Raw genomic sequence first — 12,760 nt, forward strand, 5'->3', positions numbered from 1 at the left:
GGGCGCGGGCGCGGCATTTTGTTCCGGCCGTTCCGGCGCTCGCGGGCCGCGCCGGCGGCGCCCGGCGGTTGGCGCGCGCCCGTTTGCCGGATGGGTGGGGCGTGGCTGCGGCGTGGTTGCGCTGGTGGTGGGGTGCGGTGGCGTGTGATGGGGCACAGCCCTGCTCGGGGCCCTTCGCCATGGATCGGGAGCTGCCGTGATCCCCATGACCCTGCAGGAGATCGCCGAAGCCGTCGGGGGCACGCTGTGCGACGTGCCCGAGCCGGGGGCCACGGTGGATCGCCCGGCGGTCATCGACTCCCGGTTGGCCGAGCCGGGCGCGCTCTTCGTGGCGCTGCCCGGCACCCGCACCGACGGGCACGCGTTCGCGGTGGCCGCGGTGCGGGCGGGCGCGGTCGCGGTGCTCGCGTCCCGCCCGGTGGGGGTGCCCGCCGTGCTGGTGCCGGACGTGCTGCAGGGGCTCACCCGGCTGGCCCGGGCGGTGTTCGCCAGGCTGAGCGCGGCCGGCGGCCCGTTGGTGATCGGCCTGACCGGGTCGGCCGGCAAGACCAGCACCAAGGACCTGCTCGCCCAGGTGCTCACCACCATGGACCACACGGTCGCCACCCCGCTCTCCTTCAACAACGAGATCGGCCTGCCGCTGACGGTGCTGCGCGCCGATGCCTCGACCCGCTACCTGGTGGCCGAGATGGGCGCCAGCCGGGCCGGGCACATCGCGCACCTGACCGGGATCCTGCCGCCGGCCGTCGGCCTGGTGATCAACGTCGGCACCGCGCACCTGGGCGAGTTCGGCGGCACCCGGGAGGCGATCGCGGCCGCGAAGGGCGAGCTGGTCGAGGCGCTGCCCGCGGACGGTCTCGCGGTGCTGAACGCGGACGACCCGTACGTGATGTCGATGGCGCCGCGGACCAGGGCGCGGGTGCTGACCTTCGGCCGCGCCGCCGGGGAGGTGCGGGCCGCCTCGGTCGCGCTGGACCGGGCCGGGCGGCCGTCGTTCATCCTGACCAGCCGGGGTTCGGGGGCCGGCGTCCGGGTGACGCTGCGGATGCACGGCGAGCACCACGTCGCGAACGCCACCGCCGCCGCGGCCGTCGCGCTCGGCCTCGGCGCCGACCTGCGGGCAGTGGCCGGGGCGCTCGGGGAGGCGCGCCAGCTGACGCCGGGCCGGATGGAGGTCGGCGAGCGCCCGGACGGCGTGACGGTCGTCAACGACGCGTTCAACGCGAACCCCGACTCGATGCGGGTGGCGCTCAGCGCGCTGGTCGCGATGTCGGCGGACGGCGGACGGCGCACCGTCGCGGTGCTGGGCGAGATGGCCGAGCTGGGCACCGCCTCCGAGGACCAGCACGCCGAACTGGGCCGCCGGGTCGCGGCGGCGGGCGTCGCGGAGCTGATCGCGGTCGGCAGCGCCGGGGCGAAGCTGATCCACGAGCACGCGGTCGCCGGCGGGGTCGCTGCCACCTGGGTGCCGGACCGGGACGCGGCGCTCGCCTGCCTGCGCGAGCGGCTGCGGTCGGGCGACCTGGTGCTGCTGAAGGGCTCGCACAGCGCCGGGCTGGAGGACACCGCGCGGCAGCTGCTGGCGCAGTGCCCCGAGACGGCGTGACCCGATAAGGCGTCTGAAGACTCCGCTGATTTGAAGACTCCGCTGATCCGAAGAATCGAAGAAAGGGATGAGATGACTGATGTTCCGCTGCCCGTGAGCGTGGTGGTCCCCGCCTACCAGGCGGAGCGCACGCTGGGTGCGGCGCTCGCCTCGGTGCTCGCCCAGGTGCCCCGCCCGGCCGAGGTGATCGTGGTGGACGACGGCTCGTCGGACGGCACCGCCAGGGTGGCCCGGTCGTTCCCGGGCGTCCGGGTGGTCGAGCAGCAGAACCAGGGGCCCTCGGTGGCGCGCAACACCGGGATCAAGGCGGCGTCCCAGCCCTGGGTGGCGTTCCTGGACGCCGATGACGAGTGGCTGCCGGGCAAGCTGGCCCGGCAGCGCGCCGCGATGAAGCGGCACCCGGACGCCGTCCTGCTGGCCGGCGACTGGGTGCGCACCGACGGCCCGCGGCCCGCGACCTCGGGGCCGGAGCACGAGGACCGGCTCGGCTACCGGGAGCTGCTGCTGCTCAACCGGTTCCAGACCTCGACCGTGCTGGTCCGCGCGGACGTGCTGGAACGCTGCGGTGGCTTCGACCCGACGGTGGACGGTGCGGAGGACTGGGACCTCTGGCTGCGCTGCGCCAAGGTCGGGCCGGTCGTCAAGCTGGGCGTCCCGCTGGTCGTCTACCGGGACGAGCCGGCGGGCTACAGCAAGAACCTGCCCCGGCTGTACGCCCGGATGCTGCTGATGCTGGACCGCGAGCGGGCGGTCACCTCGCTCAGCGCGGTGGCCTTCGCCCGCGTGCTGACCTGGCACTACCTGCGGTTCGCGCTCGCGTTCCTGCTGGCCGGCGAGTCGGCGCGGGCGCGCGGCGTCTGGCGGGAGCTGCGCCTCGCGGGGCTTACCCCGCACGTGCCGGCGGCGGCCGCGCGCTACCTCGCGCCCTTCCTGGCGGGGCGCGCGGCGCGGCGGCTGCGGCGGTACTGAGCGCGGGCGGCGGCTCGGTCGGTCGCCGGGCGGTCGGGTGCCGGCCGGTCGGTCGCTGGGCGGTCGGTTGCCGGGCGGTCCGTTGTCGCGCGGTCGGGGGCTGACCCGTCGGTGGCCGGCCGGTCGGTGGCGGTCCGGCTGCGTGCGGGCCGGGCCGGCGGGCCAGCCGGCAGCAGGGGCTCGGGCGGGCGCACCCAGTGCCGCCAGGCCCAGACCGTCGGCAGCGCGACCACGAGCAGCACGGCGAGCGCCAGTGCGGGCGGCAGTGAGGACGGCAGCGCGTGCGCGGCGGCCGGTGACCTGCTCCAGCGCACCGCCGACCAGGTCGCGCCGCCGGCCGCCGCGGCGGCGCCCAGCGCCCGGACCAGCGTGCGGGCCGGCAGCAGCGCGGGCAGCGCGGACACCTCGCCGGCCGGCAGCGCGGAGGGTGCGGCGGCGGCCGTCCGCAGTCGGGCCCGCAGCAGCGCGGCCGCGGCCAGCGCGGCGGTGGTGTAGCCGATCGAGACGGCCGCCGCGATGCCCTGCACGCCGTACGGCCGGTACAGCGCGGCGGCGAGCAGCACCATCAGGCCGTTGTTCAGCAGGTAGAGCCGGAACGCCGTGCCCAGCTCGCGCAGGGCCTGGTAGACCCGGACGAAGTACAGGTACGCCGAGAACCCCGGCAGCCCCGCGGCCAGCACGGCCAGCACCTGCCCGGTCAGCGCCGCGCCGGTCGCGCTGGTCGCGCCGTGCCCGAGCAGCAGGCGCACCAGCGGGTCGGCCAGCGCCGCCAGCACCGCCGCGATCGGGACCATCAGCGTGATCAGCAGCCGCAGCCCGTCCGCCACCTCCGCGCCGAGCGCGCGGACCCGTCCGCTCGCCCAGGCCGCCGCCCAGGACGGCTGCCGGGCCCCGGTGATCGAGGCGGCCACCACGCCGAAGGGCAGCTGGAAGAACGCGTAGGCGTACGTGTAGGCGCTGACCCCGCCGGGCGTGGTGTTCGCGAGCAGCAGCACCGCGAAGAGCGCCGCCTGGTTCGCGGCGGTCATGCCGAAGGTCCAGCCGGAGAGCCTGACCACCTGCCGGACGGCCGGGTGCCGCGGCCGCCAGCACGGCCGCAGCCGGGCGCCGGCCCGGCGCAGCCCGCCGGCCACCACCAGCGCCTGCGCCGCGACCCCGGCGGTGGTGCCCAGCCCGAGGAGCAGCAGCAGGTCGGGGTGGTCGAGCAGCCAGCCGGGCGAGGCGTGCCGCAGCGGCCCGGCCAGCGCGAGCAGCAGGCCGATCAGCACCAGGTTGTTGGCGATCGGCGCGAAGGCGGGCAGCGCGAACCGGCGCAGGCTGTTGAGCACGGCGGTGACCATCGCGATCAGGCCGTAGAGCAGCACCTGCGGTGCGAAGAGCTGGAGCAGCCGGACGGCGGTGGTCCGCTCGGCGCCGACCGAGGCGGTCGCGGCGGCGGAGCCGTGCGGGGTGGCGATGGTGTACCCGTCCACCAGCAGCCCGGCGCCGGCGGCGACCAGCAGCGAGGCGAGGGCGAGCAGCACGGTGCAGACGGTGACGACGGCGGAGATCGCGGTCCACGGGTCGCCGTCGTCGCCGTCGTCCCGGTCGGGCGCGTCCTTGGAGTCGGTGTCCAGGCGGGCGACGAAGACCGGGATCAGCGTCGCGGAGAGGACACCGCCGAGGACGAGGTCGTACACCATGTTGGGGGTGGTGTTGGCCAGGTTGTACGCGTCCGCGAGCGGCGTGATGCCGAACGCGAAGGCGAGCGTGAAGACCCGGGCCAGGCCGGTGAGGCGGGACAGCGCGGTGCCGGCGGCCATCGCCAGTTCGGCGCGGGCCGGGCGGGCCGGGCTGGTCGTCCGACGTTCGCTCATCCGACGCTCAATCATCTGGGGTGCTGCTCCGGCTGCGGATGTGGTGGCGGTGGGCCGGACGCAGGCGCGGGCGGGTGGCCGTGGGCCTGCGGCGGGCGGTGCGCGAGGTGCGCGAGGTGCCGGGCCAGCCGAGCGTCAGCAGCACGTTGCGCGCGTGGTCCCGGTCGTCCAGCGGCACATCATGACCGGACAGCCGCTGGGTCGTCTCGTGGCCGCGCCCGGTTATCAGCACCACGTCGCCCGCTCGGGCCAGCCCGAGCGCCTGGGCGATCGCGGTGGCCCGGTCCGGCTCCACCACGAAGCGGTCCGGCCGGCCGAGCGCGCCGGTGACCATCTGGGCCAGGATCGCGAGCGGGTCCTCGTCGTCCGGGCTGTCGCTGGTGAAGAACGCGCGGTCGGCGGTGACCGCCGCCCGGCCGATCTCGGGCCGCTTGTACCGGTCCCGGCCGCCGCGGCAGCCGACCACCAGCAGCACCCGGCCGCCCGGTCCGATCAGATGGTCGCGGGCGGTGGCGACCTGCGCCGCGATCGCGTCGGGGGTGTGCGCGTAGTCCACCACGACCAGGAACGGCTGTCCGGCGTCCACCAGCTCGGAGCGGCCCGGGATCGGCGGGCAGGCCGCGATCCCGGCGACCGCCGCCTCGGCCGGCACGCCCATCGCGCGGGCGGCGAGGTAGGCGCCGGCCAGGTTCGTGGTGTTGCACCGCCCGACCGTGCGGGCGGACAGCTCGACCGCGCCGTCCGCGCAGTCGAGGGCGATCCGGGTGCCGGTGCGGTCGCTGCGGACCGTGGTGATCCGGGCCTCGGCGCGTTCGCTGTGCCCGAAGCTGACGGTCGGCACGGTGCTGTGCGAGGCCAGCCGGGCACCCCACTCGTCGTCCACGCAGACCACCGCGCACCGGCTGAACTGCGGCGTGAAGAGCAGCGACTTGGTGTAGTAGTACTGCTCGACGGTGCCGTGGTAGTCGAGGTGCTCGGCGGCCAGGTTGGTGAAGACGGCGACGTCGAAGACGACTCCGCCGACCCGGTGCTGGTCGAGCGCGTGCGAGGAGACCTCCATCGCGGTGGCGCCGACCCCCTCGCCGCGCATCCGGGCGAAGGCCCGGTGCAGCTCGGGCGCCTCCAGGGTGGTCAGCGAGGAGCTGCACCGGTCCTGGCCGATCCGGGTCTCCACGGTGCCGAGCAGGCCCGCGCTCCAGCCGGCCGCGACGAACGCGGAGTGCAGCAGGTGGCTGGTCGTCGTCTTGCCGTTGGTGCCGGTGACGCCGGCGATCGACAGGCCGTCGGCCGGGCGGCCGTGGATCGCCGCGGCGACCGGGCCCATCACCCAGCGCACGCTGGGCACCCGCAGCTGCGGGACGGGCAGCTCCGGCAGGAACCGCTGCACGAGCAGGGCCGGGGCGCCGGCCCGGACGGCGGCCGCGGCGTAGTCGTGACCGTCGAAGCGGGCGCCGGGCAGCGCGATGAACAGCCAGCCCGGGCGGACCTGGCGGCTGTCGTGGGTGCAGTCGATCACCGTGGCATCCCCGCCGCACCGCTCGGCGCCCGGCCAGACCGCCGCCAGCTCCGAGAGCCGGACCCCGCCGGGGGCCGTCGCGCCGCTCACCGCCGACGTCCCGGGGCGCGGCCGGGCGGGGCTGTGGCGCTCGGTGCCCGGTTGCTCGGATCGGGGGTGTTCGGATCGGGGGTGCTCGGATCGGGGCCCTCGCTGCGGGACCACGATCGGGTCGCTCGCGTCGGTCGTATCGAACCGCGGTAGGCAGTCATGCCGATCTCTCCAGCCGTCTCCAACGGGCGCGGTCTTCCGGAGGACGGCCTGCGTCCCCGGCCGTGCCGAGCCCTGCTGCGCCGAGCCGTGCCGCGCTTCCCCGGCGGGGTCCGGCGGCGACGCCGCACCCGGGGCCGGTCCCGGCACTGCTCTGACGCTAGGTGAGGTGCCGCTGCCCTGCACCCCGGCCTCGGCCATGGGAGTTGGCGTGTACTGGTGGGGCAGGGGTGACGGATGGTAACCGTGCGATGAGCGATAAGGGTTTGACGGATGATCGCGGAGCTTCCCAGGATCAGGCGCATGACTCCCGGTTTCATACGCCCAGAGCGCCACTTCGCGATCTTCTGGGGCGCCCAGACACTGTCCGACCTGGGGAGCGCCTTCTCACTCGTGGCACTGCCGCTGCTGGTGCTGCACATGACCGGCTCGGCCGCGCAGATGGGGCTGCTCACCGCGATCAGCAGCGTCGGGGCGCTGCTCAGCGGGCCGGTCGCCGGGGCGTTCGCCGACCGGTTCGACCGGCGGCGGCTGATGATGACCTGCGACGCGGCGCAACTGCTGCTGTTCGGCGCGATCCCGATCTGCTGGGCCGTCAGTCCGCAAATCTGGCTGCTGTACGTGGTGATGGCGCTGGCCTCGGTCTTCGACCTGCTCTTCCGGATCACGTACGTCACCGTCGTGCCGAACCTGGTGGGCCCCGACCGGATCACCGCGGCCAACGGCAAGTTGCAGTCGACCGGTGCGCTCGCCTACATCGTCGGGCCCGCGCTCGCCGGTGTGGTGGCCGGGCTGTTCGGTCCGACGGCCGCGATCGGGATCAACGCGGCGAGTTTCGGGGTCTCGCTGCTCGGGATGGCGGTGATCCGGCTGCGCCCCGTCGAGCAGGCGGCGTCCGAGGCCGTGACGTCCGAGGTGACGGCTTCCGGCGCTGCGACGTCCGCCGAGGAGCTCAGCCCGGGTGCGCGGCTGCGGGCCGACTTCACCGCGGGCCTGGGCTTCCTCTGGGGCCACCCCGTGCTGCGCGCGCTGACCGTCGCGCTGGCCGTGGTCAGCCTGCTCGACCTCGGCATGACCGACGTGTTCATCTACCAGGTGCGGCACGGTCTCGGGCAGAGCGAGCGCACGGTCGGCCTCGTCCTCGCGCTGGGCGGCCTCGGCACCTGCGCCGCGGCCCTGGTCACCCCCGCGCTGCGCCGCCGCTGGGGCTTCGGCCCGTGTTGGCTCATCGCCACCGCGTTCGGCGGTGCCGCCGTGCTGCTGCTCGCGCTGACCGGGCGGATCACGCTGGCGGCGGGTGCGGCCTTCGGGTACGGCTTCGGCATGGCGGTGGCCCGGCTCTGCTCGATGTCGTTGCGGCAGCAGGTCACGCCCGGTCACCTGCTGGGGCGGGTCACCGCCGCGTTCTGGACCGCGCACGGCGCCCTCGCGCCGCTCGGCGCGGCGGTGCTGACCGCGCTGGTCGGGCGCTACGGCGCGCGCGGGCCGCTGCTCGGGGCGGCGGTGCTGCTGGCGGTGGTGGTGGCGGTCGCGCTCTGCACGCCGATCCGGCAGCGGTTCCCGGAGCGCGCCGAGGCGTGATGCCGGTGCCGTGAACGGTGCGGGCCGTGTGAGCGATGGGAGGCATGAGGTGTGAGGTGTGTGACAGGAAGGGCTGCTCGCTTGTGTCGTTCGTGCCCGGTGCCTAGCCTGCTGTCGTCGTCCGCCAGGTGCGGGCGCCGCCGTCGGGACGCCGAATCCCGTCCACCCGTCGGCGGTCGATCAAGAACCGACACGGACGGGAGCGGGGGACCCAGGTAAGTCGCCTCAGCACTCCGCAGGCCTTTTCGGCGGACGTGCAAGGCTAGGGGTGAAGCCGCTTCCACCGGCGGCCGGGCTACCTCACGGCCCGAATCCGACAGCTCACCTCGCAGGCGTTGCCGAGGAAAACCTCCATGCGCATCTCTGCCACAACCCTTCGGGTGGGTGCGACGGCCGTTGCCACGGCCGGCGCGCTCGCCGTCACCGTCTTCGGCAACGCCGAAGCCGCCACCCCGCGTGTCGTGCAGGACCGACTCGCCCCGGCCGCGATGGCCGCCGGGACCGCAACGTCGGCCTCGCTGACCGTGCACTCCGCAAGCTGCTTCACCGCCCGGACGCTCGGCGTGGGCGTCCGCGACGCGGCCGGCGACAACCTCGACTTCCCCGGGTCGGCGAGCAACGCCCGGATCTGCCCGAGCGGGATCTCGATCACCACGGGCACCCGGACGCTGCCGGCCGGGACGTACAGCGAGTTCGGCTTCTGGCAGGACTCCGCCGGCAAGTGGCACAACCTGCCGGCGCAGACACTGACCGTCACGGGTGCGTCGGGTGCGGCGTCCACGCCGACGCCGACGCCGACCGCCACACCGTCTGCCCCGACTCCGACGGCGCCTGCGACTCCGACCGCGGTGGCCTCCGGCACCGCCCCCACCTGGTCCGACGACTTCAGCGGGGAGAACGTGCCGCTCGGCAGCTGGACCGGCTGCTCGGCGAACGGCCCGATCCAGAACAGCCACTGCACCGGCCTGCCCGCCAACGTGGACTCGAAGTGGTGGGCCTACCCGGACGGCTGGCAGGACACCTCGAAGAACGGCACCTACAGCCCGGCCAAGACGATGTCGATCGCCAACGGCCAGCTGAACGTCCACCTCAACCGTGACAGCTCGGGCACCTGGGTCGGCGCGCCGGTGCCCAAGCTGCCCGGCGCGGTCGGGTCGGACGGCGGCGTGCAGTACGGCACGTTCCAGGTGACCTGGAAGGCCACCTCCGCCGCCGGCTACAAGACCGCCTGGCTGCTCTGGCCGGACAGCGGGATCTGGCCGCAGAACGGTGAGATCGACTTCCCCGAGGGCCCGCTCAACGGCAACATCGCGGCGTTCATGCACCGCGAGGACGCCACCGCCGGATCCGACCAGGACGCGTACTCCACCAGCGTCCCCGAGGCCGGCGCCTGGCACACCACGACGATCGACTGGCAGCCGGGGAGCCTGACCTTCTCGTTGGACGGCCAGGTCATCGGCCACTCGACCTCGCGAGTCCCGTCGACCCCGATGCACCTGGTGCTCCAGTCGGAGACCGACACCAGCGGCACCGCGCCGAGCGTCGGCTCCTCCGCGGACGTGAGCATCTCGTCGATCAAGTACTGGCAGGCGGGCTAGTCACACCCCCGCGCCGTCTCGTCCGGATGCGCTCCGGACGGGACGGCGCAGGGCGCCGGCCCGTCTAGTCGAGGGTGAGCAGGCGGGCGGGGTTCGTGTGCAGCATCGTGTGCAGCTGCGCCTCGGTGACACCGCGCTCGGCGAGCATCGTGACGAAGACGGCGGTCAGATAGGTGTAGCCCCACCGCCCGTGTGTCGTGGGGTTCAGGTAGGCCTGGCCGCCGGTGAGGTCCTGCGAGAGCAGGATGCGCTCGGCGTGGCCCTCCGCGACGAGCCGGGCGATCCGGTCGGCCCTGGTGCCGTCGGACTGGCGCAGCGCCTGCTTGGTGTACTGCCCGTCCGGCAACGGCTCCGGCGCCGGTGGCAGCCGCAGATCCCAGTTCTCCTTGCCGACCGAGTCGAAGGCGATGGTGACGCCGCGGTCCAGCACGCGGCGGACGTAGTCGAGTTCGGGATGGTTGTCCATGTGCCCGATGACCACCCGCTGGGGGTCCACCCCCTCCTGCCGGAGCAGGTCGGTCTGTTCGAGGGCCATCGTCCCGTGGGTGGTGTGGGTGCTCACGGCCAGGCCGGTCGTGTGGTGGGCGCGGGCCGCCGCGCGCAGGCCCTTCCGCTCGTGGTCGGTCACTTCGCCGAGCCCGGTGGGGAGTTCACCGAGCAAGCCGGCGCGTATCCCGGTGTCGCCGATGCCGGTGGTGGCGTCGGCCACGAAGCGCGCGGCGAGCTCCGCGACGGAGGCGTCCCGCACCCAGGCGGGGCTGAATCCCTCCCGGTAGCTGGCCGTGCCGCTGACGATGTGCACACCGCTGCGGCGGGAGATCTCGGGCAGCAGCGCGGCGTTCGCCCCGTGCGCGTCCCGCCCGGCGTCCCCGTACGGGCTCAGGTCGACCACCGTGCGGACGCCGTAGGCCGACAGGCCGCTGAGCGCCGCCACGGCGAGGTCGATCTGCACCTCGTCCTGCTGTTCCTGCTGCCCCGCCTTCGGGCCGCCGGCGAGCCACGGCCCCGGGGTGAGCGCCAGCAGATGCTCATGGGTGAGCACGCTTCCGAGCTCGGCGGGATCCACCGGCCCGCAGACCGTCTGGACGTGCGCCATCGTCAACTCCTCGCAGCTAGCCGCCATCTGCGCGCGATCGTACGGGCCGGGGCTGACAACGGGGGGCCGGGACGAGTCCCAGGACCTCTCTAGTAGGCGCTGTCGTAGCTGTAGAACGTCGCCCAGAGCCGGTCTTTGACATCCTCCCTGCCCTGAAGGGCGGGGATTCCCCTCAGCCTCGCGGCTGAGCCGCTGCGCGTGAGCGCTGCGGTGGGACGACTTCCTGCTTCACCGACGACCGCCCGCCCGGAGTGTTCCGTTGAGGTCTTGCACCGTCTCCACAGGCTGCAACCGCCAGTCCGGCGGCCAGGATGTTGCATGCCGCGTTCACGTCCCGGTCGTGGGTCGCACCGCAGTCGCACGTCCACTCACGGACGTTCAGCGGCATCTCGCTTCGCAAGGTGCCGCAGGCCGAGCAGAGCTTGGACGAGGGGAACCACCGGTCAACGACCACCAGGTCCCGGCCGTACCAGCCGGCCTTGTACTCCAGCATGGACCGCATCTCGGACCAGCTCGCATCCGCAATGGCTCGCGCCAGCGTCCGGTTCTTGAGCATGTTCCGCACGGTCAGATCCTCGATCACGATCGTTTGGTTCTCACGAACGAGTCGAGTGGTGAGCTTGTGCAGGAAGTCCCTGCGCCGGTCCGCGATCCGGGCATGCACCCGAGCAACCTTGAGACGGGCCTTGGACCGGTTGTTGCTGCCCTTGACCTTGCGGGCAAGATCCCGCTGCGCCCTGGCCAGACGTTCCCGGTCCCTGTGCTCGATCCGGGGATTGGCGACCTTCTCCCCGGTGGAAAGCGTCACCAGGGCGGTGATACCGGCGTCGATGCCCACCGCCGCGTTGACGGGCGCGGGCATGATCGGCCGGTCGTCGCACAGCAGGCAGACGAACCAGCGCCCGGCCGCGTCCTGCGACACCGTCACCGTGGACGGCACGGACCCCTCAGGCAGCGGACGGGACCACACGATGTCCAGCGGCTCCGCCATCTTCGCCAGAGTCAGCCTGCCGTCACGGAAGCGGAACGCCGAGGCGGTGTACTCGGCGCTCCTGCGGGACTTCTTCCGGGACTTGAACGTCGGGTACTTCGCCCGCTTGTTCCAGAAGTTGGCGAACGCCCCCTGCAGGTGGCGCAGAGCCTGCTGCAACGGGACGCTGGACACCTCAGCGAGGTAGGCCAGTTCCTCGGTCTTCTTCCACGCCGTCAGCATCGCGCTGGTGGCGCTGTAGTTGATCCGCTCCTGACGCAGCGTCCACGCCTCCGTACGGACCTGCAGCGCCAGGTTGTATACCTTCCGCACACACCCGAACGTGCGCGACAACTCAGCCGCCTGCACGTCACTCGGATAGAAGCGGTACCGATACGCCCGCTTCACGTGCATGGTCACCACAGAGCAACACTAACACCACTGCCTGTGAACGATGTGATGGGCAATCATATCCACAAACTCCGAACAGCATTGACGGCAAATCGGGCTCTCCTCCCCCAGATGAGAAGCGCAGTTGCTGCGCCGCACGGCGATGAGTGATCGCTCCGCTCTGACTCATTCCTATCAGGGCGTGGAGGCGAGTTGGCGATTGCGATCATCCGGGGGCGGAGGGGTGATTCTTTCTGGACATGATGTGTAAGAAGTTGCATCTTTTACCAAAGTGAGAACTTCGGCAGTGCGGCGGTTTCACTTGGGAAGGCCGGGAGGATTTCCTTCGTAGGCATCGTTCGGCCGCAAACTCTTCGGCCTTGATGGATCCCTTGTGACCGTCCTTACGCCGCGAGGATGGCGCGATGCGTGACGTTCCCGTGTTGCCCTGCTCACGGACGGCATGACTCGGCGGCCCGTCGGCGGTGTGCCGGCGGGCCGCCGGGTCTGTCGGGGCGGCCGTACTGCGCCAGGTGGCCGGGCCTAGTTCAGCAGGTCCTGCCAGTTCGCCGGGACCTTGCCGGCCGGGCCCGGGGTCGGCTGGGCGGCCGGGTGGGAGGTCGGCGGGAGCAGCGGTGGGCCGTCGTAGTACTCCTCGGTCTCGGTGCTCCAGAACCAGTCCTCGCCGGGCTCGAAGCTGGTGATGAAGGGGTGCCCGGCCTGCCGGGCGTGCTTGGTGGCGTGCTGGGACGGGGACGTGTCGCAGCAGCCGATGTGGCCGCAGGCCGCGCAGCGCCGTAGGTGCAGCCACCAGCCGTCGGCGGCCAGGCACTCCACGCAGCCGTCGCCGCTGGGCGCGGCGCTGGGGTCGATGCCCGGGGGCAGGTTGTCTGTCATCGGTCTCTCCTCGACTGTTCGGCCTCGACTGT

General features: G+C 73.1%; 9 protein-coding genes and 1 riboswitch. Of the genes, 4 read left to right on the forward strand and 5 right to left on the reverse strand.

Going from position 1 to position 12,760, the window contains the following annotated elements; genetic code table 11:
• Positions 1-196: 196 nt before the first annotated feature.
• Complete coding sequence (locus tag AC060L_RS07820; RefSeq protein WP_483797833.1) at positions 197-1,606, forward strand: UDP-N-acetylmuramoyl-tripeptide--D-alanyl-D-alanine ligase; 1,410 nt, start codon at positions 197-199, stop codon at positions 1,604-1,606.
• A gap of 72 nt (positions 1,607-1,678) precedes the next feature.
• Complete coding sequence (locus tag AC060L_RS07825; protein WP_483797834.1) at positions 1,679-2,575, forward strand: glycosyltransferase family 2 protein; 897 nt, start codon at positions 1,679-1,681, stop codon at positions 2,573-2,575.
• Here AC060L_RS07825 and murJ read toward each other — a convergent pair.
• Together murJ and AC060L_RS07835 are read right to left on the reverse strand one after the other, a co-directional pair.
• On the reverse strand, positions 2,521-4,431 hold the full coding sequence (gene murJ / locus AC060L_RS07830; RefSeq protein WP_483797835.1) for a murein biosynthesis integral membrane protein MurJ: 1,911 nt from the start codon (positions 4,429-4,431) through the stop codon (positions 2,521-2,523). The two genes, AC060L_RS07825 and murJ, sit on opposite strands and share 55 nt — an antisense overlap.
• Before the next feature lie 7 nt (positions 4,432-4,438).
• Positions 4,439-6,037: a UDP-N-acetylmuramoyl-L-alanyl-D-glutamate--2,6-diaminopimelate ligase gene (locus AC060L_RS07835; protein WP_483797836.1), complete on the reverse strand. Its 1,599-nt coding sequence runs from the start codon at positions 6,035-6,037 to the stop codon at positions 4,439-4,441.
• 462 nt (positions 6,038-6,499) lie between these two features.
• Between AC060L_RS07835 and AC060L_RS07840 the strand changes: the two genes are divergently transcribed.
• Together AC060L_RS07840 and AC060L_RS07845 are read left to right on the forward strand one after the other, a co-directional pair.
• Positions 6,500-7,777 (forward strand): MFS transporter, encoded by a 1,278-nt coding sequence (locus AC060L_RS07840; RefSeq protein WP_483797837.1) that lies wholly within the window; start codon positions 6,500-6,502, stop codon positions 7,775-7,777.
• A gap of 175 nt (positions 7,778-7,952) precedes the next feature.
• Positions 7,953-8,127: riboswitch (cyclic di-AMP (ydaO/yuaA leader) on the forward strand.
• Positions 8,128-8,130: 3 nt separating this feature from the next.
• Complete coding sequence (locus AC060L_RS07845) at positions 8,131-9,375, forward strand: glycoside hydrolase family 16 protein (RefSeq protein WP_483797838.1); 1,245 nt, start codon at positions 8,131-8,133, stop codon at positions 9,373-9,375.
• Between the two features lie 64 nt (positions 9,376-9,439).
• Here the strand turns inward: AC060L_RS07845 and AC060L_RS07850 are convergent, their stop codons facing one another.
• The 3 genes from AC060L_RS07850 to AC060L_RS07860 all read right to left on the reverse strand — a co-directional run bounded on the left by AC060L_RS07850 (position 9,440) and on the right by AC060L_RS07860 (position 12,728).
• On the reverse strand, positions 9,440-10,471 hold the full coding sequence (locus AC060L_RS07850) for a phosphotriesterase family protein (protein ID WP_483797839.1): 1,032 nt from the start codon (positions 10,469-10,471) through the stop codon (positions 9,440-9,442).
• Between the two features lie 172 nt (positions 10,472-10,643).
• Positions 10,644-11,855 carry an RNA-guided endonuclease InsQ/TnpB family protein gene (locus AC060L_RS07855; RefSeq protein WP_483798017.1) on the reverse strand — a complete coding sequence of 404 codons (1,212 nt, stop codon included), beginning with the start codon at positions 11,853-11,855 and terminating at the stop codon, positions 10,644-10,646.
• 519 nt (positions 11,856-12,374) lie between these two features.
• Positions 12,375-12,728, reverse strand: coding sequence for a UBP-type zinc finger domain-containing protein (locus AC060L_RS07860; protein ID WP_483797840.1), 354 nt, complete (start codon positions 12,726-12,728; stop codon positions 12,375-12,377).
• Positions 12,729-12,760: the final 32 nt, after the last annotated feature.

The organism is Kitasatospora sp. NEAU-69 (genome assembly GCF_057158765.1).

Bases quoted from the DNA above. Each gene is read 5' to 3' on its own strand.
- murJ (WP_483797835.1), bottom strand. From the start codon at position 4,431: ATGAGCGAACGTCGGACGACCAGCCCGGCCCGCCCGGCCCGCGCCGAA.
- AC060L_RS07840 (WP_483797837.1), top strand. From the start codon at position 6,500: ATGACTCCCGGTTTCATACGCCCAGAGCGCCACTTCGCGATCTTCTGG.
- AC060L_RS07825 (WP_483797834.1), top strand. From the start codon at position 1,679: ATGACTGATGTTCCGCTGCCCGTGAGCGTGGTGGTCCCCGCCTACCAG.
- AC060L_RS07860 (WP_483797840.1), bottom strand. From the start codon at position 12,728: ATGACAGACAACCTGCCCCCGGGCATCGACCCCAGCGCCGCGCCCAGC.
- AC060L_RS07850 (WP_483797839.1), bottom strand. From the start codon at position 10,471: ATGGCGCACGTCCAGACGGTCTGCGGGCCGGTGGATCCCGCCGAGCTC.
- AC060L_RS07845 (WP_483797838.1), top strand. From the start codon at position 8,131: ATGCGCATCTCTGCCACAACCCTTCGGGTGGGTGCGACGGCCGTTGCC.
- AC060L_RS07855 (WP_483798017.1), bottom strand. From the start codon at position 11,855: ATGCACGTGAAGCGGGCGTATCGGTACCGCTTCTATCCGAGTGACGTG.